At 56.7% G+C, this 20,709-nt stretch carries 17 protein-coding genes and 1 other annotated feature; of the genes, 5 read left to right on the forward strand and 12 right to left on the reverse strand.

Annotated elements, in window-relative coordinates:
• Positions 1–66 precede the first annotated feature (66 nt).
• On the reverse strand, positions 67–1,719 hold the full coding sequence (gene ushA / locus RHN82_RS04265; protein ID WP_045907183.1) for a bifunctional UDP-sugar hydrolase/5'-nucleotidase UshA: 1,653 nt from the start codon (positions 1,717–1,719) through the stop codon (positions 67–69).
• Between the two features lie 164 nt (positions 1,720–1,883).
• On the opposite strand from ushA, the gene RHN82_RS04270 reads away from it, so the two are divergent.
• Together RHN82_RS04270 and ybaL are read left to right on the forward strand one after the other, a co-directional pair.
• Positions 1,884–3,104 carry an MFS transporter gene (locus tag RHN82_RS04270; protein ID WP_047051109.1) on the forward strand — a complete coding sequence of 407 codons (1,221 nt, stop codon included), beginning with the start codon at positions 1,884–1,886 and terminating at the stop codon, positions 3,102–3,104.
• A 232-nt stretch (positions 3,105–3,336) separates the two neighbouring features.
• Positions 3,337–5,013 (forward strand): YbaL family putative K(+) efflux transporter, encoded by a 1,677-nt coding sequence (gene ybaL / locus RHN82_RS04275; protein ID WP_017383218.1) that lies wholly within the window; start codon positions 3,337–3,339, stop codon positions 5,011–5,013.
• 93 nt (positions 5,014–5,106) lie between these two features.
• Here ybaL and RHN82_RS04280 read toward each other — a convergent pair whose 3' ends face one another.
• From RHN82_RS04280 to RHN82_RS04320, 9 genes are all read right to left on the reverse strand, one after another.
• Entirely contained in the window at positions 5,107–6,411 is a 1,305-nt protein-coding gene (locus RHN82_RS04280; protein ID WP_032104066.1) for an inosine/guanosine kinase, read from the reverse strand.
• A gap of 62 nt (positions 6,412–6,473) precedes the next feature.
• Positions 6,474–7,436, reverse strand: a complete 963-nt coding sequence (gene hemH, locus RHN82_RS04285) for a ferrochelatase (protein ID WP_017383216.1) — start codon at positions 7,434–7,436, stop codon at positions 6,474–6,476.
• Between the two features lie 124 nt (positions 7,437–7,560).
• Positions 7,561–8,205: an adenylate kinase gene (gene adk / locus RHN82_RS04290; RefSeq protein WP_006809841.1), complete on the reverse strand. Its 645-nt coding sequence runs from the start codon at positions 8,203–8,205 to the stop codon at positions 7,561–7,563.
• A gap of 211 nt (positions 8,206–8,416) precedes the next feature.
• Positions 8,417–10,291, reverse strand: coding sequence for a molecular chaperone HtpG (gene htpG, locus RHN82_RS04295; protein WP_059347599.1), 1,875 nt, complete (start codon positions 10,289–10,291; stop codon positions 8,417–8,419).
• A 110-nt stretch (positions 10,292–10,401) separates the two neighbouring features.
• Positions 10,402–11,007, reverse strand: a complete 606-nt coding sequence (recR, locus tag RHN82_RS04300) for a recombination mediator RecR (protein ID WP_006809843.1) — start codon at positions 11,005–11,007, stop codon at positions 10,402–10,404.
• Positions 11,007–11,339 (reverse strand): YbaB/EbfC family nucleoid-associated protein, encoded by a 333-nt coding sequence (locus RHN82_RS04305; RefSeq protein WP_003858972.1) that lies wholly within the window; start codon positions 11,337–11,339, stop codon positions 11,007–11,009. Before RHN82_RS04305 ends, recR begins: the two co-directional genes overlap by 1 nt.
• 53 nt (positions 11,340–11,392) lie before the next feature.
• Positions 11,393–13,321, reverse strand: coding sequence for a DNA polymerase III subunit gamma/tau (gene dnaX, locus RHN82_RS04310; RefSeq protein ID WP_047051111.1), 1,929 nt, complete (start codon positions 13,319–13,321; stop codon positions 11,393–11,395).
• Positions 11,999–12,063 (reverse strand) — a sequence feature (DnaX frameshifting element). It overlaps the preceding gene by 65 nt.
• An 88-nt stretch (positions 13,322–13,409) precedes the next feature.
• On the reverse strand, positions 13,410–13,961 hold the full coding sequence (gene apt, locus RHN82_RS04315) for an adenine phosphoribosyltransferase (protein ID WP_000127359.1): 552 nt from the start codon (positions 13,959–13,961) through the stop codon (positions 13,410–13,412).
• Between the two features lie 151 nt (positions 13,962–14,112).
• Complete coding sequence (locus RHN82_RS04320; RefSeq protein ID WP_015571246.1) at positions 14,113–14,490, reverse strand: DUF454 family protein; 378 nt, start codon at positions 14,488–14,490, stop codon at positions 14,113–14,115.
• A gap of 50 nt (positions 14,491–14,540) precedes the next feature.
• Here RHN82_RS04320 and priC point away from each other — a divergent pair, with 50 nt between their 5' ends.
• On the forward strand, positions 14,541–15,068 hold the full coding sequence (gene priC / locus RHN82_RS04325; protein WP_047051112.1) for a primosomal replication protein N'': 528 nt from the start codon (positions 14,541–14,543) through the stop codon (positions 15,066–15,068).
• Between the two features lie 12 nt (positions 15,069–15,080).
• Positions 15,081–15,257, forward strand: a complete 177-nt coding sequence (gene rsmS, locus RHN82_RS04330) for a pleiotropic regulatory protein RsmS (protein ID WP_022650501.1) — start codon at positions 15,081–15,083, stop codon at positions 15,255–15,257.
• A gap of 1 nt (position 15,258) precedes the next feature.
• Here the strand turns inward: rsmS and mscK are convergent, their stop codons facing one another.
• Both mscK and acrR read right to left on the reverse strand, forming a co-directional pair.
• Positions 15,259–18,606: a mechanosensitive channel MscK gene (mscK, locus tag RHN82_RS04335; RefSeq protein WP_047051113.1), complete on the reverse strand. Its 3,348-nt coding sequence runs from the start codon at positions 18,604–18,606 to the stop codon at positions 15,259–15,261.
• A 113-nt stretch (positions 18,607–18,719) separates the two neighbouring features.
• A complete protein-coding gene (gene acrR, locus RHN82_RS04340) occupies positions 18,720–19,373 on the reverse strand; it encodes a multidrug efflux transporter transcriptional repressor AcrR (RefSeq protein WP_047051114.1) in 654 nt (217 codons plus the stop codon).
• A gap of 141 nt (positions 19,374–19,514) precedes the next feature.
• Here acrR and acrA point away from each other — a divergent pair, with 141 nt between their 5' ends.
• On the forward strand, positions 19,515–20,708 hold the full coding sequence (gene acrA / locus RHN82_RS04345; protein WP_047051115.1) for a multidrug efflux RND transporter periplasmic adaptor subunit AcrA: 1,194 nt from the start codon (positions 19,515–19,517) through the stop codon (positions 20,706–20,708).
• Position 20,709: the final 1 nt, after the last annotated feature.

The raw sequence follows: 20,709 nt of genomic DNA on the forward strand, positions 1-20,709 counted from the left end.
ACCCGGCCTACATGTTGCTCCCGTAGGCCCGGTAAGCGCAGCGCCACCGGGCAACCAAACCCCGCACTACTGCCAGCTCACCTCGCCCTTCGGCTCATACATGTTCACGTCAATCGGTGAATTTTGCTGGATAAACTGCTTCAACACTTCCGCATCAATAAACCCGGTATTTACATAGCCCGGTTTGTTATCGATGTGCGGATAGCCGTCGCCGCCGGTGGCGTTAAAGCTTAACGTTGCCAGGCGGTAGGTTTTGGCCGGATCAACCGGTTCGCCTTTGATTTTGAGATCGTTAAGCTTGCCGTCCTTCGCGACAAAGCTGACGTTAGCAAACTGCGGATACGCCCCGGAATCCGGCTTCATCTGCGCCACGGCGGTCAGGTAGTCAATCACTTCCTTCCCGCTCATGTCCGCATAGACCACCACGTTGCCAAACGGCTGCACTTTGAGCACGTCTTTATAGGTGATGTCTCCGCCTTCGATGGAATCACGAATACCGCCGCCGCTCATCACGCCGAAATCCGCATTCGTGCGCGCCATCTGCGCGGCCAGCACCAGACGCCCCATGTTGGTCTGTACGAAGCGGACTTTGCTGCGGTCCCCTTCCAGTCGTCCGTTAAGCGTGCCAATCTTCACGTCCAGCTGCGCTTTCCCTTTGCTCTGGAACGGCGTCAGCAGCGAGAGCATCTGCTGGTTTTCAGCGATCTCTGGCGTGTAGAGTACCCGCTCGCTTTTGCCGTCCGGGTAGGTCACTTTCTTCTTCAGGTTGACCGGGATGAGCTGATAGTGCACCAGCTTCATTTCGCCGTTACGGAATTCGAAATCCGCGCGGCCAACGTATTTACCCCACTCGTGGGCCTGTACAATCCAGATCCCGTTCTGACGATCCGGCGCGCACGGCGTGCCGGGCACATAATCTACCTGCTTTTTATTCTCAGAGGCCATGCAGACCGGATCCTGCGAATGACCGCCCACAATCATCGCCAGCGAGCCCGCAGGAAGGCTGCGCGCCATCTCCACGTCGCCCGGCGCGTTAGAGCCGTGCTGACCGTTATCGTAATGCCCCATGTGGGTGGTCGCGATAATCACATCCGGTTTTTCATTCTGCTGCAACTCCTGGATCACCAGCTTCGCTTCGTCCGCCGGTTTACGGAATTCGATGTCGGTGAAAAATTCAGGGTTGCCAATTTTGGCCGTATCGTCAGTGGTTAAGCCGATGACCGCGATCTTCAGATCCTGACGCTTAAACAGCGCCCACGGTTTAAACAGGCGCTCGCCGGTGCTTTTCTGATAAATATTGGCGGAAAGGAACGGGAATTTGGACCACTTCTCCTGCTGGCGCAACACGCTCAGCGGATTATCAAACTCGTGGTTTCCGACCGCCATCGCGTCGTAACCGATTAAATTCATACCGCGAAAATCAGGCTCGGCATCCTGCAAATCAGATTCCGGTACCCCGGTATTAATATCCCCGCCCGACAGCAGCAGCACGCTGCCGCCCTGGGCCGCGACCTCTTTACGAATGCCGTCCACCAGCGTTTTTTGCGCCGCCAGGCCATATTCACCGTATTCGCTGCGCCAGAAATGGCCGTGATGATCGTTAGTATGCAGAATGGTAATTTTATAGGTTTTATCTTTTTCATACGCCTGCGCGGGCAGGCTTGTCAGCCCCCATGCGGCGATGAGCGCCAGCGCGACGCCACGCTTCATTAACTTCATCTTCTCTCTCCCTGACCCATAGACAAACGCAAAAATTACAGTGACTCACAAGAATAGACAAATAAGTTTTCAGAATTGCGACTTTCTTCAAATGTCACGGACGGGTATGTTAGTCGGATAATAATTACTCCCTGCATCTCTAATAACAAATCGACGTGGTATTTATGGCAATCAGTGAATCAACCCAGCCCGTCCAGGGCGCTCCGGCGTCGCCGCCGAAATCGCGCACTTCCTTTAAAGTATTAGGCGCAATCAGTCTCTCTCATCTGCTCAACGACATGATCCAGTCGCTGATTCTGGCGATCTACCCGCTGTTGCAGTCTGAGTTCTCATTAACCTTCGTGCAGATCGGGATGATCACCCTGACCTTCCAGCTGGCCTCGTCGCTGCTCCAGCCGGTGGTGGGCTACTGGACGGACAAATACCCGATGCCATGGTCGCTGCCCATTGGGATGTGCTTCACCCTGAGCGGGCTGGTGCTGCTGGCCATGGCGGGCAGCTTTGAGGCGGTACTGGTTGCCGCGGCGCTGGTGGGAACCGGTTCATCGGTGTTCCATCCGGAATCGTCCCGCGTGGCGCGTATGGCCTCCGGCGGACGCCACGGGCTGGCGCAGTCTTTGTTCCAGGTGGGGGGGAACTTTGGTAGCTCCCTCGGTCCTCTGCTGGCGGCGGTGATTATCGCGCCCTACGGTAAGGGCAACGTGGCGTGGTTTGTGCTGGCCGCGCTGCTGGCGATTGTCGTCCTGGCGCAAATCAGCCGCTGGTATGCCGCGCAGCATCGCGTAAATAAGGGAAAACCTGTCGCGAAGATAACCAATCCCCTTCCGCGCAATAAGGTGATCCCTGCCGTCAGCGTGCTGCTGGTGCTGATTTTCTCGAAATATTTCTATATGGCGAGCATCAGTAGCTATTACACCTTCTATCTGATGCAAAAATTCGGATTATCGGTACAAAACGCCCAGTTCCACCTCTTTGCCTTCCTGTTTGCGGTGGCGGCAGGCACGGTGATTGGCGGCCCTGTGGGGGATAAAATTGGGCGTAAATATGTGATTTGGGGCTCTATCCTCGGCGTTGCGCCGTTCACGCTTGTTTTACCCTACGCCACGCTGGAATGGACCGGAATATTGACGGTGATTATTGGTTTTATTCTCGCATCGGCATTTTCAGCCATCCTGGTCTATGCGCAGGAGCTGCTGCCGGGACGTATCGGTATGGTTTCCGGCCTCTTTTTCGGTTTTGCCTTTGGCATGGGCGGCCTTGGTGCAGCCGTGTTGGGGATGGTTGCCGACCACACCAGCATCTTCCTGGTCTATAAAATCTGCGCTTTCCTGCCACTTCTGGGGATGTTGACCATATTCCTGCCTGACAATCGTCATAAAGCGTGACTTCACGGCTGCCAAAGTTAAACTTTGGCAGCCGGATAACCTGATGCCATAAGGCTTTCCTCTCCCTCCCCTCAGCAAATTTATCAAAATCTGCCTTTTTTCATGCTTATTGCCTTTTTATTGTGATTTCAACAATTATTCATAAACATAAGCGTAAAAATTGTCATAAACTATTAATCGGCTTTTTGGTATTTGCACCAAAAATGGATCACCCATCGCGAAAGGAGACGGAATGCACCACGCCACACCGCTTATCACCACCATTGTTGGTGGACTTGTGCTCGCTTTTATTCTCGGCATGATTGCCAATAAATTGCGTATTTCGCCCCTGGTAGGCTATTTGCTGGCGGGCGTGCTGGCAGGGCCCTTTACGCCGGGTTTTGTCGCAGATACCAAACTGGCGCCTGAGCTGGCGGAATTGGGCGTGATCCTGCTGATGTTTGGCGTCGGGCTGCATTTTTCCCTGAAGGATCTGATGGCGGTAAAGTCGATTGCCATACCGGGAGCGATCGCCCAGATAGGGGTGGCGACGCTGCTGGGCATGGCGCTTTCGGCGGTGCTGGGCTGGTCAATCATGACCGGTATCGTATTTGGGCTGTGTCTTTCAACCGCCAGTACTGTGGTGCTGCTGCGCGCGCTTGAAGAGAGACAGCTGATAGACAGCCAGCGCGGGCAAATCGCGATAGGCTGGCTGATTGTTGAAGATCTGGTGATGGTGTTGACGCTGGTACTGCTGCCTGCCGTTGCCGGGATGATGGAAAAAGAGAATATCGGCTTCGCCTCGCTGGCGCTGGATATGAGCATTACCATCGGTAAGGTTGTGGCGTTTATCGCCATCATGATGCTGGTGGGCCGCCGTCTGGTGCCGTGGATCATGTCACGCAGCGCCGCCACGGGCTCGCGTGAACTGTTCACGCTTTCGGTCCTTGCGCTGGCGCTGGGCATTGCCTTTGGCGCCGTCGAGCTGTTTGACGTCTCCTTTGCGCTGGGCGCGTTCTTCGCCGGGATGGTGTTGAACGAGTCCGAGCTGAGCCACCGCGCCGCGCACGATACCCTGCCGCTACGTGATGCATTCGCAGTGCTGTTCTTCGTCTCCGTCGGGATGCTGTTCGACCCGCTGATCCTCATTCAGCAGCCGCTGGCCGTGCTGGGTACGCTGGCAATCATCATCTTTGGTAAGTCCGTTGCCGCCTTCTTCCTGGTACGGATGTTCGGCCATTCGCCGCGCACGGCGCTGACCATTGCCGCCAGCCTGGCGCAGATTGGCGAGTTCGCCTTTATTCTTGCCGGTCTGGGGATGGCCCTGAACCTGCTGCCACAGGCGGGGCAAAATCTGGTGCTGGCGGGGGCGATCCTCTCCATCATGCTAAACCCGGTATTGTTTGCCCTGCTGGAGAAATATCTCGAGAAGACCGAAACCCTCGAAGAGCAAACCCTGGAAGAGGCGATTGAGGAGGAGAAACAGATCCCGGTGGATATCTGCAACCACGCGCTGCTGGTCGGTTTTGGCCGCGTCGGCAGCCTGCTCGGTGAGAAGCTGATGGCCCAGGGCATTCCGCTGGTGGTGATTGAGACGTCACGCACCCGCGTGGATGAGCTTCGCGAGCGCGGCATCCGCGCGGTGCTGGGCAACGCGGCTAACGAAGAGATTATGAATCTGGCGCATCTGGACTGCGCCCGCTGGCTGTTACTCACTATCCCGAACGGTTACGAGGCTGGCGAGATTGTCGCCACAGCCCGTGAAAAATGCCCGCATATCGAAATCATTGCCCGCGCCCATTATGATGACGAAGTGGAGTACATCACCGAGCGCGGCGCGAACCAGGTGGTGATGGGTGAGCGTGAGATTGCGAATACGATGCTGACAATGCTGACGAAACCGCCGGTTGAAGAGGCGGTGACGGGGTAAGTTTTGTGCGGCCTGATGCCCTCACCCTGGCCCTCTCCCACGGGGAGAGGGAACAAACACTAAAAACGGCAACCACAGGTTGCCGTTTTGCTTTTACCTGTCCCAATACGCCTCTTCGAGGCTGTCTTCCCGTTCCGGCAGCCCCCGCGTTAAGCGCGGTGAATGCTGGTTCAGCACCTGATAACTCACGCGGTTCGCGTACTTGCACACCTGCGCCAGCGAGGAGTAGGTCAGCCAGTTGAAGGTGTGCTTGCTGGAATTCGGCACATTGGTTTTGTGGTAGGCGTTGGCAGTGATGTCGTGCAGCAGCGCGGCCAGCGCGCCGTCGCCCGCGCCGTTGGTGTTCATGATCTTCTCGGGTCCCCCCATATACGGTGCGATGTGAGAGAAGATACGCAGCGGGTTGATGCAGTCTTTATGACGCATGGCGCGGCTGAACTCGTACTGGTTAAATTCGGCGATTGCGCCCGGCAGCAGTGGGTGCTGGGTTTTGCGCTTGCTCTCTTCTTCCGTGAACCCCGCCATATACAACCCGACCGGCCCGGCGGTGCAGAGCACCAGATCCACCCAGTCCAGCGCCTTATCAGACGCCAGCAGCGGATCGCTTTCGCCGGTCAGCGCTTCGGCTTCTTCTTCATTCATCGCCAGAATCGAGACGTGTTCTTTCAGGAAGGCCTGCCACCACTCCGGGTTGTCGGCAATGACGAATTTGGTGCCCAGCGTCAGGACCACCGGCACGTTGTATTTCTTCGCGTACTCAATTGCCTTCATGGTTGCGTCCGGCATTGGTTCGCCCGGTTTGCAGCGCACCAGATAGGAGGTCAGTACCAGCGCAGACGCGCCCGCGATCACCTCTTCCGGGATACTTTCAGCGCGCAGCTTATTCATATGGCCGGGGCTGATGGCAAAGGTACGCTCGCCGGAATCGCTTATCAGCGTAAAGCAGCGGCCAATCGGCCCGTCAACGCCCTGCAAATAGTTCAGATCGGTGCGGCTGGAGGTATTGCACAGGTAGCGGTAGGCGTAGCCACCGATTTCGATATTGCTGCACATCACGCCAAGCAGCACCGAGCGGTCGTCTGCCAGTACGGAGTAGTTGTGCATGGTGTTGCCGATGGTGCCGCCGGCAAACTGGTGGGTGATAAGATTTTCGCGCACCAGCTCCTGATACAGCGCTTCAGCAACGTCATCCTCAATCACCAGCGAGTGCCCGGCGCTCAGACCGTAACGTGCGACAAACGCATCATCCACTTTGGCTTCAATGTCCACCAGCGTCTGATCGATACCGACCACCCAGGCAGCGCTGGTTTCGCTTTCCTGCTGAATTTGCTGTAACAGCGGATCGCGGGCATCGACGGGGAAATAGTGTTTGGACTTACGTTTACCGGGAAATTTCATGGTCTGAACTGTGCAAAGAATACGGGCCGGGAATGGTAGCACAAACCCGGCCCGTAACGCGATCAGCGGCGGGTGGTGACCAGTGAGACCATCATGTCGATGTGTTCAGGGGAGTCGTTAAGGGCAGGAATGTATTCGTATTTCGTTCCGCCCGCCTCCATAAAGAACTCTTTGTTCTGGACAGCAATCTCTTCCAGCGTTTCCAGACAGTCCGCCGAGAAGCCCGGCGACATCACCTGAATGTGCTTCACGCCCTTCTCGCCCAGCATTTTAAGCGTTTCATCAGTATACGGGGTCAGCCACGGTTCACGGCCGAAGCGCGACTGGAAGGTCATCATCACCTTCTCAGGCGGCAGGCCGAGGGCGGAGACCAGCTCGCGGGTGGTATCGCGGCAACGCTGGGGGTAATCGTCCCCTTCGTTCGCGAAACGCTGCGGAATACCGTGATAGGAGAGCAGCAGCAGATCCGGCTCGCCGTGTTTTTCAAACGACGCGCGCGCGCTGCTGGCAAGCGCCTGAATGTACAGCTCGTTATCGGCGTAGTCGCGGATAAAGGTGATGCCCGGTATACGGCGGCGGGTCGCCAGAATGCGCGCCAGTTCGTCCCAGACGGCAGCCACTGTGGAGCACGAATACTGCGGATAAAGGGCCAGCACCACAATGTGTTCAACGCCCTGCGCCAGCAGAGAGTCGACGGCGCTTTCCAGGGAAGGCTTACCGTAGCTCATGCCGAGCGCAACGGGCATGTCCGGCAGGCGGGCGGCCAGCGCCTTCTCCTGACGACGGCTGTAGACCATCAGCGGCGAGCCCTCTTCCATCCAAACGGACTGATAGAGCTTTGCCACACGCGGGGAACGAATCGGCAGAATGACGCCACGCAGCAGTGGCCACCACAGCAGTCTTGGGGTATCCACGACGCGCGTGTCGCTTAAAAATTGTCGCAGGTAGCGTTTGACCGCCGCTGGAGTAGGTGCTTCTGGGGTGCCCAGATTGGCAAGCAGGATGCCGGTTTTCGCCTGACTCATTCACGCCTCTTAACCATTTGATAGGTTGTCAATTGTAGCGGAAATGCGTTTAAACGAAACCCATTGCTGTAATAGGTAAGATGAGAATTTTTCTCACCCGGGGCTCCGGGTGAGAGAGGTGTGCTTAGCCGAGGATTTTTTCCAGCTCTGCACGTACGTCAGCCACGGCTTTGGTGCCGTCCACTTTCGCGTATTTGGTGTTACCCGCCTGCGCTTCTTTGGTGTAGTAGCCGATCAGCGGTGCAGTCATCTGATGGTATTCCACCAGGCGTTTACGCACGGTCTCTTCCTGATCGTCTTTACGGGTGGTCAGCTCTTCGCCGGTCACGTCGTCTTTGCCTTCAACCTTAGGTGGGTTGAATTTGATGTGGTAGACGCGGCCAGAAGCAGCGTGTACGCGACGGCCAACGATACGGTCAACGATCAGCTCGTCCGGTACGTCGAACTCCAGCACGTAATCCACGTTGATGCCCGCTTCTTTCATGGCGTCAGCCTGAGGAATGGTGCGCGGGAAACCGTCCAGCAGGAAACCATTGCGGCAGTCTTCCTGAGCAATGCGCTCTTTTACCAGCGCGATAACCAGTTCGTCGGTCACGAGCTTGCCTGCGTCCATGATGTCTTTAGCTTGTTTGCCCAGCTCGGAGCCAGATTTAACAGCGGCACGCAGCATGTCACCCGTAGAGATTTGCGGAATACCGTATTTCTCCATGATGAACTGAGCCTGAGTTCCCTTACCCGCGCCCGGAGCGCCAAGCAGAATAATACGCATTGCGAAAATCCCCTCAAATGTCGATTCAATTTTTCAAAAGCGCTAAACAATACCACCAGAACGGATATCGCTCAAGGAAGGCGGGGAGGCTGAAACGGTTAATGAGGGGAGATAATTTGGCTTCGTGCGGTCTGGTGCCCTCACCCTCTCCCACAGGGAGAGGGAACTCTTTCACCCTCTCCCTGTGGGAGAGGGCCGGGGTGAGGGAAGATTACGCCAGCAGCAGCGCATTCACACGTTTAATGAACAGGTTAGGATCTTCCAGCGTACCGCGTTCGGCCAGCAGGGACTGATCCAGCAACAGTTCAACCCACTCCGCAAAGCGGGCGTCGTCCTGGGTATCCGCCGCGCGTTTCACCAGCGGATGATCCGGATTAAGCTCAAAGATATATTTCACTTCCGGCACGGCCTGGCCCGCCGCAGCGAACAGTTTCGCCATCTGGGTGCTCATTTCGTCCGCATCGGTGGTGACAATGGCTGGCGTATCGGTCAGGCGGTGCGTGAAGCGCACCTCTTTCACGCGGTCGCCCAGCAGCGTTTTAACGCGCTCAACGAACGGCTCCAGCGCCTTCTCGGCTTCTTTCGCGCTTTCGTCCACTTCATCCGCCAGCTTATCGATAGACTCGTCGGCTTTGGCAACGGACTGGAAGGATTTACCGTCGAACTCGGTCAGGTAGTTCATCATCCACTCGTCGATGCGGTCAGACAGCAGCAGCACTTCGATGCCTTTCTTACGCAGCAGTTCCAGATGCGGGCTGCTCTTCGCTGCCGCATAGCTGTCGGCGGTGATGTAGTAGATCTTCTCCTGCCCTTCTTTCATGCGGGAGACATACTCTTCCAGCGACACGGTCTGGGCGGAGGAGTCGTTGTGCGTAGAGGCGAAGCGCAGCAGTTTAGCGATAGCTTCCACGTTCGCGGTGTCTTCCGCCGGACCTTCTTTCAGCACCTGGCCAAACTGTTTCCAGAAGGTCTGGTATTTTTCCGCATCGTCCTTCGCCAGTTTTTCCAGCATCTGCAACGCACGTTTGGTCAGGGCGTTACGCAGGTTACGGGTGACGGTGCTGTCCTGAAGAATTTCACGGGAGACGTTCAGCGGCAGATCGTTGGAGTCTATCAGGCCACGCACAAAGCGCAGGTAGTTCGGCATGAACTGCTCGGCGTCGTCCATAATGAACACGCGCTGCACGTACAGCTTCAGGCCGTGCTTGTGATCGCGGTTCCACATGTCCCACGGCGCCTGCGCCGGAATGTACAGCAGGCTGGTGTACTCCTGCTTCCCTTCCACACGGTTGTGGCTCCAGGTCAGCGGATCGGTGAAGTCGTGGGCAATGTGCTTGTAAAACTCGTTGTACTCGTCGTCTTTAATTTCAGCTTTGTTACGCGTCCACAGCGCCTGCGCCTTGTTGATTTTCTCCCAGGAAACCACGGTTTCGCCGTCTTTCTCTTCCTGTTTTTCAATCTCAACCGGCAGCGCGATGTGGTCGGAATATTTGCTGATGATGGAGCGTACGCGCCAGTCGTTCAGGAAATCGTCTTCGCCTTCACGCAGGTGCAGGGTGATTTCGGTGCCGCGATCCGCTTTGGTGATGTCATCAACGGTGTACTCGCCTTCCCCTTTGGATTCCCACAGTACGCCGTTCTCGGCGCTGTCGCCCGCGGCGCGGGTGCGTACGGTGACTTTGTCCGCCACGATGAACGCCGAGTAGAAGCCTACGCCGAACTGACCGATCAGCTGGCTGTCTTTCGCCTGGTCAGAGCCCATGGACTCGAGGAACGCTTTGGTGCCGGATTTGGCGATGGTCCCGAGGTGGTCGATCACCTCGTCGCGGTTCATCCCGATGCCGTTATCGGCGATGGTCAGGGTGCGGTTCTCTTTATTGAACGAGACGCGCACGCGCAGTTCGCCGTCGCCTTCGTACAGATCCGGGTTAGACAGCGCGCGGAAGCGCAGCTTGTCCGCCGCATCGGAGGCGTTGGAAATCAGCTCACGCAGGAAAATTTCTTTGTTGGAATACAGGGAATGGATCATCAGGTGCAGAAGCTGTTTTACTTCTGACTGGAAACCACGGGTTTCTTGTCCTTTCATCTAAGTCGACCTCAACAATGCCATTTAATGGGGTTGTAAAACGTTGAGTGAGAGATGGGGATAAGGGGGGAAATTTTCAAGCGGAGGCCGCGCGCGCAGCCTCCGTTTGGTCAGAAAATAATCTTGTGACGTCCGGCCAGCGAGTGCGACAGCGTGGTGCCGTCGACCATCTCCAGCTCACCGCCGACCGGCACGCCGTGGGCGATGCGGCTGGCGTCAACGCCGTATTGCGCACACAGCTCGGCGATGTAGTTGGCGGTTGCTTCCCCTTCCACCGTCGGGTTGGTGGCGAGGATCACCTCTTTGATGGTTTCCGACTCCAGCCGCTGCTCCAGGCGATCGAGACCGATATCGTCCGGGCCGATGCCGTCCAGCGGGGAGAGATGCCCCATCAGCACGAAATAGCGGCCGGAAAACTGCCCGGTTTGTTCGATGGCGTAGATGTCCGCCGGACTCTCCACCACGCAAATCTGACCGTTTTCCTGTCGACGCGGGTTCGTGCAGATGTTACATACGTCCTGCTCGGTAAAGGTCCGGCAATCCGCACAGTGGCCAATTTCTGACATGGCGCGGGTCAGAGCCTGCGCCAGGCGCATCCCGCCGCTGCGGTCGCGCTGCAATAGCGTAAACGCCATACGCTGCGCCGACTTCGGGCCAACGCCCGGCAGGCAGCGCAGTGCTTCCATTAACTGCGTGAGCAGCGGACTGGTTTGCATCAGAATGGCATCTTAAAGCCCGGCGGCAGTTGCATACCGCTGGAAACAGAGGCCATTTTCTCTTTCTGGGTTTCGTCGATACGGCGAGCGGCATCGTTAAACGCGGCTGCAACCAGATCTTCCAGCATCTCTTTGTCGTCTTCGAGCAGGCTCGGGTCGATTTCAACGCGACGGCAGTTATGCGCACCGTTGATGGTCACCTTGACCAGACCGGCACCGGATTCACCCGTGACTTCCAGCTGAGCGATCTCTTCCTGCATCTTCTGCATTTTTTCCTGCATCTGCTGAGCCTGCTTCATCAGGCCACCCAGACCGCCTTTTCCACCAAACATAGGCTTCTCTCTTCTTTCACGTTAAGGATTACAACCGTAAGTCAGACTCACGATCAAATGGGGCGAATACTCTCTTCATCCAGATCGGCGTCGAAGAACCGGCGCAGGGTCTGGATGTTGTTATCCGCAATTATCGCCTCGCGCGCCTGCGCGAGCTTCTCTTCATATATGGCCTGACGCCATTCGAGCGGCGTTTTCACCGCCGGATTATCATCTTCAATGATAGTCAATTCAACCGGTACACCCTGTAATGCGGTAAGCGCCTCGGCCAGCGCCTTTTGCGCGCCAGGGGAGTTGAGGTGCCGCTGGCCAGGGCGCAGGTGCAGACGCACCTGATTACCGTCCTGCTCTTTCCAGGCGTTCAGCGCGACCTGCTCCACCAGCTTCGGCAGTTGCAGTTTGCTAACCTCGGCGGCCCAGGCATCGCGCTCAATGGATTCTTCCGCGAGCTTCGCGGACAGCTCCGGCGTTTTTTCATGCTCCAGCGCCTTTTTCAGCGCTTTTGGCGTGGCGACCACTTCCTTGACCGTTTCAACAACGGTAGTCGCCTTCCAGCGGTATGCCTCTTCTTTCGCCGGGGCTTTTTGCTCGAGCGCGGACGGTGCCGGACGCGACTGCACGCGCTCCGTTACCGAGGCCAGTCGTTCAAGCGCGGCGTTGTTCACCGGCCGCGCTCTTGCAGGCGCTGCCGGTTCACTCTTTTTTGGTTTGGTTGCTCCCTGCGCACGTTGCAACTGGCTTCGTGCGGCAAGCACCGAACTGGTGGCATCCGACAGCGGCACGTTTTGCGGCGGCGGAGATGTCGGTTGCGGTGGCACCTGCTGCGGTGACATTACCGCGGTCGGCGCAACCGGCGCAAAGGACTGCCGGGGCGTTTCCGGCTCCGGCAATGGCTTGCGCGGATGGAAGGCCAGCGCGCGCAGCAGCGTCATTTCAACGCCCATCCGGCGATCCGGTGCAAACGGCAGCTCTTTGCGGCCAATCAGCAGCGTCTGATAATAAAGCTGAACATCAGCCGGCGGCACGGTGCGCGCAAGTTCACGCATCCGCTGTTCAATGGTCGCCATGTCCGCGCCAATAGCCGACGGAGACAGTTGCAGCATCGCCACGCGGTGCAGCAGGCTGAGCATCTCGACCAGCAGCGCTTCCCACTCAATGCCACGGGCAGCGGCGTCGTTGACGAGGGTCATTACCCGCTCACCGTTGGCGGCAATCATCGCTTCGATAAGCGACAGCGCCTGATCGTCATCCAGCGTGCCGAGCATGGTGCTGACCGCGTCGGTGGAGAGTTGACCGTCACCGCTGGCAATCGCCTGATCGGTCAGGCTCAGCGCATCGCGCAGGCTGCCGTCCGCGGCACGGGCCAGCAGTTGCAGCGCACGCGGTTCATGGACAATGTTCTCTTCATCGAGGATATGCTCAAGCTGAGCGCGGATCTGCTCAACGTCGAGCGCCTTCAGATGGAATTGCAGGCAGCGCGAGAGGATCGTGACCGGCAGCTTTTGCGGATCGGTGGTCGCCAGCAGGAATTTGACATGCGCAGGCGGCTCTTCCAGCGTTTTCAGCAGGGCGTTGAAGCTGTGGCGCGACAGCATGTGCACTTCATCGATCAGATAGACCTTGAAGCGGCCGCGCGCCGGGGCGTACTGCACGTTGTCGAGCAGATCGCGGGTGTCTTCCACTTTGGTGCGCGAGGCGGCGTCGATCTCAATCAGATCGACAAAACGCCCCTGCTCGATCTCACGACAGTTGTCGCACACGCCGCACGGGGTGGCGGTGATCCCGGTTTCGCAGTTCAGACCTTTTGCCAGCAGACGGGCAATAGAGGTTTTACCGACGCCGCGGGTGCCGGAAAAAAGATAGGCGTGATGGATGCGACCTAGCGACAAGCCGTTCGCCAGGGCCGTCAGCACATGTTCCTGACCGACAACGTCAGCAAAGGTTTGTGGTCGCCATTTACGGGCTAACACCTGATAACTCATGGGCAGGCTCTGCAACGCTGGAAGGTGAATTAATGGAGGGGAATGCTATCACAACCTCACCCATTGAGCGAGGTTGTGAGATACGGGATTAATGTCCCGGGAATGGCACCAGGCTGTAGCTGGTAATACCCTGTTTTTCCAGGCGCTGCTCGCCGCCGAGATCGAACAGGTTGATGATGAATGCCGCGTCGGTCACTTCCCCGCCCAGACGACGGATCAGCTTCACGGTCGCTTCGATGGTGCCGCCGGTTGCCAGCAGATCGTCCACCACCAGCACTTTGTCGCCTGGCTTGATCGCATCAACGTGAATTTCCAGCTGATCGGTGCCGTATTCCAGCTCATAGCTCTCAGCAATGGTTTCACGCGGCAGTTTGCGCGGCTTACGCACCGGCACAAAACCCACGCCCATCGCCAGCGCAACCGGTGCGCCAAACAGGAAGCCACGGGCTTCAGTACCTACTACTTTGGTGATCCCGGCGTTTTTATAACGCTCAACCAGCAGTTCAATGCTGAGGGCGTACGCTTTCGGGTCTTCCAGCAAGCTGGTGACATCGCGGAAAAGAATGCCAGGTTTTGGATAGTCCTGGATACTTTTGATGCTATTTTTCAGATATTCAAGCTGCTGTGCAGTTGCGGTCATCGGTTTGTGCCTAAATGAAACAGTGTTACTCACGGCGCGCGACGAGTCGGTCAAAGTAACAGTTGTTTAACCTTTGACTAGGCGCACCTGTGCTCGAAAACGGTCGAATTTACTGGCTGTGCGCCATAATTGCAACCGCCATGATGAGGCTTCAGTGCTTTTGTTGCTTTTCATCAACCACGGGGATCCGCCACATAAAGATCAGCAGGCAGACCAGGATCGCCAGCAGCAGAATGCGCACCCACATCATTTTCACCAGCCATAACGAGACGGCGAAGGTGATCAGGATGAAGGCGATGGCGCGCGGCTTGGCACCGGGCGGCATGGCCCGGTGTTTTTGCCAGTGCCGCAGGTAGCCGCCGAACCACGAGCGGTACAGAAGCCAGTGGTGAAAACGCGGCGACGAGCGGGCGAAGCACCAGGCGGCCAACAGGATAAACGGGGTGGTCGGCAGCAAGGGTAAAACCACACCCAGCGTGCCCAGCACTACCGCGAGCCAGCCAATGATGATTAAAATAGTACGCTGCATAATGCGAATCGTTATCAAACTGAACGGCTACTTTACCACTGGAGAGCGCCTTGAAAACAGCACTGCTTCTTGAGAGGCTGCAAAATCAGCTGCTCGCGCTGCGGGCGCAGGCCACGCCGCTGATGGGTCACGCCACGCTGAAACCGCGCTTTGACCGGCAGCTCTTCCGCACCCGCAGCACCGTCATTGAGGATTATCTGGCTGAAGCGCAGACCAACCTCGACGAGCTTCGCCACGCGGTTGAGAGTGAACAGCAGGAACAGGTCGCGTGGCTTGCGGAGCATCTTACCAAGCAGATCACTGCCCTGCACCGGGAAATCGCCGCCTGGCCGTTACGGGCATGGGACAGCGCCTCGCCGGGACTCGGTAAATGGCAGCGCAAGCGGCTGGAGAACCAGGAGTTTGAGCGCCGTCTGTTTGAGATGAAGCGTGAGCGCGAAGCCCGCCTGAACGCCAGCGAAACGCTGGAAGAGCAGCAGTTATTAATGCGAGAAATCAGCGCGCTGGAAGGCCGCATCGTCCGCTGCCGTCAGGCGCTGGATGAGATTGAACGCGTCATTGAACGCCTGACCCGTTAACAGGAGCCACTGATGTCACTGGAAAATGCCCCCGACGAGGTCAAACTGGCCGTCGATTTAATTATGCTGCTGGAGAATCATGCGATCCCGGCGGAGACGGTGCTGAAAGCGCTGGAGATTGTGCGGCGGGATTTTGAGGGGAAACTTCCCCCTCACCCTGCCCTCTCCCCGGAGGGGAGAGGGAAATAGTTTAAGCGGGAGTAGGGTCGTCCCCCTTAATCTCGCGCTTCACTTCCGTATGCTCGTCACCTTTCTCGTTACGCAGGTGCACTTCAAGCTGGTTGAAGGCGATATTAATGTTGTTTTCACGACACAGACGGTCAATGGTGCGGTTCAGCTCATCGACGGTGTAGCTGCGATCGCGCAGTTCGCGTACGTACAGGCGCAGCTCATGATCCAGCGTGCTTGGCCCGAAGGTGGTGAAGAACACGTCAGGCGCAGGATCGTGCATCACTTTAGGATGTGATTTCGCGGCTTCCAGCAGGACCTCTTTCACTTTATCCAGATCTGAACCGTAGGCCACCCCGAGTCGGATCACCACGCGGGTGGTGGTATCCGAGAGCGACCAGTTGATCAGGCGCTCGGTCACAAAGGCTTTGTTCGGGATGATCACCTCTTTACGATCGAAGTCGGTAATGGTGGTCGCACGAATACGGATCTTGCTGACGGTCCCGGAGAAGGTGCCGATGGTGACGGTATCGCCGATACGCACCGGACGTTCGAACAGGATAATCAGGCCAGAAACAAAGTTACCGAAGATCTCCTGCAAGCCGAAGCCGAGACCCACCGACAACGCTGCCGCCAGCCACTGGAGTTTATCCCACGAGACGCCCAGCGAGCCGAATACCGTCATCGCCCCGACAATAATAATGACGTAGTTCAGGATGGTAGTAATGGCATACGACGCCCCCTGACGCAGGTTCAGCCTTGAGAGCACCAGCACTTCCAGCAGACCCGGCAGGTTGCGGATCAACGCCCAGGCAACCACTGACGACACCAGCGCAAAGAGCAGGCTGCCCATGGTGACGCTTTTCATTACCGCAGCGCCCGCTTCGGTACCGTTGTATTGCCAGAGGGTGATACTGTCGAGGTAGGCGAAGACGGTAATGAGATCAGACCAGATAGCCCAGAACATCACCGCAAACAGGGCGATCATCACCAGCATGGTAATACGCATTGTTTGCTGGTTAACCTGCTCCAGGGCAATGGTCGGCTCTTCCTGCGGCTCTGCCCCTTCAGCCCCCTCTTTCACCTGATGCTGCCGACGGGCAACGGCACGACGATACGCAATGCGGCGCGCCGCCACGCTCAAACCACGCAGCACGGTCTGGAACAGCAGGTTCCACACAATCACCAGATAAACCGTTTCGATCCAGCGGCCTGACAGACGCAGCGTGGTATAGAAGTAACCCGTTGCCGTCAGCACCATCAGCGCCAGCGGAATGATCGCCAGCACCGTTACGGTAACCAGACGAAGATTGTGGGACTCTTTATCCCGCCAGCTATCGCGGCACATCGGCCACATCAGGACGGCAATCAGCAGCAGGTTCAGCAGTATGACGATCTGGCCCAGTACGTCATCCATCAGATGCAGCGGCGAAAGCTCGGCCACAACGGACCAGAAGTGCAGCGGCAGCAGCGCGAGGCTGATGCGCACAATCTGGCGACGCCAGTGGCTGGTCAGCTGAGCTGGCATGTTGAAATGACGTACCGCTACGCCATCTTTTTCCAGCACTTTCCAGCACAGACCAAACACCAGCCAGAACAGCGCCAGCTTCTTGCTGAACGCCCACAGCAGATCGCTGATATTCAGCTGCATGGTCAACAGGATCAGGCCCACGGCGAGTATCAGCAGACAGACCGGCAGAGCACGGATCAGATCGATCAGGATCGCTTTCGGGGTGTGCAGCTGGCTGTCGTTACGCAGTTGCCCCACTTCCGAGGCCAGCTTCGCCTGGTACTGTTTCAGCCATTTCAAACGCCAGCGAATTACGCCAGCGATGAGCAGCAAAGGCAGACCCGCCAGGAAGGCAATCATTACCGCAGGCCAGGCTTTCTCCCAGTTCACGGTAATTTTCATGCTTTTTATCTGGGATTTCAGCGTTTCCGGGAAAGATTTAAACCAGTCCCAGTCCATGGGTTTATTGCTGTTCACCCAGAAAATCTGCTGGGTCAGGATCTCCTGGAGGCTTTTAGAAACGCTCACCAGCTGCTGCTGGTTGATTTGCAGGTTAATCGCCATCATCAGCTGATTGCCCAGCTGCTTGTTAAGCTGATCGAGCAGTTCGCGGCGCATGTCCACCACCTGCAACAGCGCGTCGTGAACTTCAGCGTTCACTTCACCTGAATGGCCCTCTTCCACTTTGGCAACGAAGGTATCGCTCTGGAATAGCGCATCGCGCTGCTGGTTGACGTCAAACTGTTCAAGACGCAAATCCGCAATGCGGTTGGTCATGTCTTCCAGCTCGTCGGCAGACGGCAGCGTCTGCTGTTGCTGGTAGAGAATGCGCGACAGCAGCAGACTGCCCTTCAGGACGGCAATCTGCTCCTTGACGTTGCGCTCGGCCTGCAACGCGCGATCCAGCCAGTTTTTGACCTTAATATTCTGCTGCACCAGCGCGCTGCCGTTTTCAGTCGCCTGAATCAGACGCTCGCTCAGCTGGTGGTTAATCTCCAGCTCCTGCTTCACCAGCGGGTTGGCCTGAATACGCGCCGTTTCGTCTGGCGAGACCGCTTCCTGCGCCGTTTTTTCAGTCAGCGTCAGGCGCTTGCTGTTCACCGCTTCCTGCAACAGCTGAAGCTGATGCTCAAGCCGATTGATATTTGCGGTCACGTAGTCACGCTGTTTTTGCAGCGCATCCTGTAGCACCGTGTTGCCTTCCAGACTCTTACGCTGCTGTTCAATCTCTGCGTTTAACAACGTCTGCTGGATATTCAGCAGCGTTTGCTGGGTGGGGCGAAGCGCCCCTTCCCCCACGGTGACGCCATTCAGACGGTTACGTATCTGCTGTAGCTGTTGCGACGCCGAGTACATGGCGTTCTGCACGCGCTCAGGCTGGGTTTGCAGCGAAACCAGCTGGCTGTTGTAGGTTGAGAGATCGGACTGCGCCGTTTGCAGATCGTCCAGCAGCTGCGCCACGCGCGACTCAAGCTGGCGCAACGACAGCGTGGCAAGCGTTTTTCGGGTTTCATCGTCGTTATCGACGTCGCTGAGCGCATTCAGCGCCTCCGTAGCCTTACGCATGTTTTCCGGCGCCTGAGCGACCTTCTGCCGCAGTTGGGCCGTTTCGGCTTTAATGCGATCGATCTTGTCCAGCGTTTCCAGGGTTTCCGTCAGGTCCTGCTGAACGAGTTTTTCCTGGGCGGAGAGATCTTTCTGCTTATTCAGGGTGTCGAGTTGCGACTGAACATCAGCACGCGTGGGAATGTCACTGCCGTTGTCTGCACGGGCCCAGGAAAGCGGCGCGGCTGCAAAGTAAAACAGCAGGATCAAAAACAGGGCCAGAACAGGATGTTGCGAGCGATTGGTGTGCAGCATAGTTGTGAATGTGATGTGAGAAATGACCGGAAATAGTCGGGCATGAAGGATATCACGCCCGGCTGAAGCAGAATAGTACGACGGAAAGGGTCTGCGATTTTTCCCGTGCCCGATCAGGCAGAACGCGGATTATGCTTACTTTGAAGGGTCGGACAGAGCTGGCACATCTCAAGAAAAATGTCGACGTAGCTGCGCGCCTCTGATCTGAGATCGAACGACTCCGGGGCGAAAAGCCAGTTTTCCATCAGGCCGGAAATATAGCTGCGCATCAGGATCGCCGCCCGGCGGGTGAGTAAGGTGGCAGGAAGCATTTTGGCCTGCATGCACTCCGTGAGAACCTGTTCGATGCGATCATAGCTCTCCAGACACAGGTCGCGCTGCGCCTGCTGAACCACCGCCATTTCGCCAACAAACTCACATTTATGAAAGATGATTTCCATCATCAGACGGCGGCGCTCTTCAACAACTGTCGCTTCAAGGATATATACTAGAATTTCTCTTAACACAGAGAGTGGATCGTGAGGGAATTTTGCCCGATACTCACTCTCAAGATCGCTAATGCTGGACTCTGAAAGCTCCCAGATTTCACCAAACAGATCGGACTTGTCTTTGAAATGCCAGTAAATCGCTCCCCGCGTGACGCCCGCGGCCTGAGCAATCTGTGCCAGCGAGGTTGCCGAAACACCCTGCTGTGAGAACAAACGCATGGCCACATCCAGAATGTGTTGTCGGGTTTCCAGCGCTTGTTGTTTGGTTTTTCGTGCCATACGTTGATGAATTTACAGGAGTCAGATTTACATACATTTATGAATGTATGTACCATAGCATGACGATAATATAAACGCAGCAATGGGTTTTTAGACTCAGGACCCTTGATCAATTTGAAATCGGACACTCGAGGTTTACATATGAACAAAAACAGAGGGTTAACGCCTCTGGCGGTCGTTCTGATGCTCTCAGGCAGCTTAGCGCTTACAGGATGTGACGACAAACAGGCTCAACAAGGAGCTCAGCAGGTGCCAGAAGTTGGCGTCGTGACGCTCAAATCCGAACCTCTCCAGATGACAACAGAACTACCGGGCCGCACCAGCGCCTACCGCATTGCCGAAGTGCGTCCGCAGGTGAGCGGTATCATCCTGAAACGTAACTTCACCGAAGGCGGTGATGTCAAAGCAGGTGAGTCTCTGTATCAGATTGATCCAGCAACCTATCAGGCGTCTTATGAGAGCGCTAAGGGCGATCTGGCCAAAGCCGAAGCGGCAGCCAAAATCGCGCAGCTGACGTTGAATCGTTACAAGAAACTGCTCGGCACGCAGTACATCAGCCAACAGGATTACGATTCTGCCCTGGCCGATGCACAGCAAGCTAACGCAGCCGTTGTGGCGGCGAAAGCGGCGGTAGAAACCGCGCGTATTAACCTGGCCTACACCAAAGTGACCTCCCCTATCAGCGGTCGCATTGGTAAATCTGCCGTCACCGAAGGTGCGCTGGTGCAGAACGGTCAAACCACCGCGCTGGCCACCGTGCAGCAGCTTGACCCGATCTACGTTGACGTCACCCAGTCCAGCAACGATTTCCTGCGTCTCAAACAGGAGCTGGCCAGCGGTCAACTGAAACAGGAAAACGGTAAAGCCAAAGTGGAACTGGTTACCAACGACGGTATCAAGTTCTCACAGACCGGCACACTGGAATTTTCTGATGTGACCGTCGATCAGACCACCGGCTCTATCACTATCCGGGCCATTTTCCCGAATCCGGATAAAACCCTGCTGCCGGGGATGTTCGTACGCGCCCGTCTTGAGGAAGGGACTAACCCAAGCGCCATTCTGGTTCCGCAGCAAGGTGTGACCCGTACGCCACGCGGCGATGCGAGCGCGCTGGTTGTGGGTGCCGATAACAAAGTCGAAACCCGCAATATCACTGCGACGCAGGCGATTGGCGACAAGTGGCTGGTAACGGAAGGTCTGAAAGATGGCGATCGCGTGATTATTACTGGTTTGCAAAAAGTTCGTCCTGGCGCGCAGGTCAAAGCTCAGGAAGTGAAATCTGACGACAAACAACAAGCGTCGGCCGCTGGCCAGTCAGAACAAACCAAGTCTTAAC

Origin of the sequence: Enterobacter cloacae complex sp. EB5, assembly GCF_031432835.1 — a bacterium.
Taxonomy (GTDB): Bacteria; Pseudomonadota; Gammaproteobacteria; order Enterobacterales; family Enterobacteriaceae; genus Enterobacter; species Enterobacter hormaechei_C.

What these genes read in the sequence shown, in the direction of transcription:
- adk (WP_006809841.1), bottom strand. Translation starts at nt 8,205, where the DNA reads ATGCGTATTATTCTGCTTGGCGCTCCGGGCGCGGGTAAGGGAACTCAG.
- acrR (WP_047051114.1), bottom strand. Translation starts at nt 19,373, where the DNA reads ATGGCACGAAAAACCAAACAACAAGCGCTGGAAACCCGACAACACATT.
- mscK (WP_047051113.1), bottom strand. Translation starts at nt 18,606, where the DNA reads ATGCTGCACACCAATCGCTCGCAACATCCTGTTCTGGCCCTGTTTTTG.
- apt (WP_000127359.1), bottom strand. Translation starts at nt 13,961, where the DNA reads ATGACCGCAACTGCACAGCAGCTTGAATATCTGAAAAATAGCATCAAA.
- RHN82_RS04270 (WP_047051109.1), top strand. Translation starts at nt 1,884, where the DNA reads ATGGCAATCAGTGAATCAACCCAGCCCGTCCAGGGCGCTCCGGCGTCG.
- RHN82_RS04280 (WP_032104066.1), bottom strand. Translation starts at nt 6,411, where the DNA reads ATGAAATTTCCCGGTAAACGTAAGTCCAAACACTATTTCCCCGTCGAT.
- RHN82_RS04320 (WP_015571246.1), bottom strand. Translation starts at nt 14,490, where the DNA reads ATGCAGCGTACTATTTTAATCATCATTGGCTGGCTCGCGGTAGTGCTG.
- ybaL (WP_017383218.1), top strand. Translation starts at nt 3,337, where the DNA reads ATGCACCACGCCACACCGCTTATCACCACCATTGTTGGTGGACTTGTG.
- htpG (WP_059347599.1), bottom strand. Translation starts at nt 10,291, where the DNA reads ATGAAAGGACAAGAAACCCGTGGTTTCCAGTCAGAAGTAAAACAGCTT.
- acrA (WP_047051115.1), top strand. Translation starts at nt 19,515, where the DNA reads ATGAACAAAAACAGAGGGTTAACGCCTCTGGCGGTCGTTCTGATGCTC.
- recR (WP_006809843.1), bottom strand. Translation starts at nt 11,007, where the DNA reads ATGCAAACCAGTCCGCTGCTCACGCAGTTAATGGAAGCACTGCGCTGC.
- rsmS (WP_022650501.1), top strand. Translation starts at nt 15,081, where the DNA reads ATGTCACTGGAAAATGCCCCCGACGAGGTCAAACTGGCCGTCGATTTA.
- RHN82_RS04305 (WP_003858972.1), bottom strand. Translation starts at nt 11,339, where the DNA reads ATGTTTGGTGGAAAAGGCGGTCTGGGTGGCCTGATGAAGCAGGCTCAG.
- hemH (WP_017383216.1), bottom strand. Translation starts at nt 7,436, where the DNA reads ATGAGTCAGGCGAAAACCGGCATCCTGCTTGCCAATCTGGGCACCCCA.
- dnaX (WP_047051111.1), bottom strand. Translation starts at nt 13,321, where the DNA reads ATGAGTTATCAGGTGTTAGCCCGTAAATGGCGACCACAAACCTTTGCT.
- ushA (WP_045907183.1), bottom strand. Translation starts at nt 1,719, where the DNA reads ATGAAGTTAATGAAGCGTGGCGTCGCGCTGGCGCTCATCGCCGCATGG.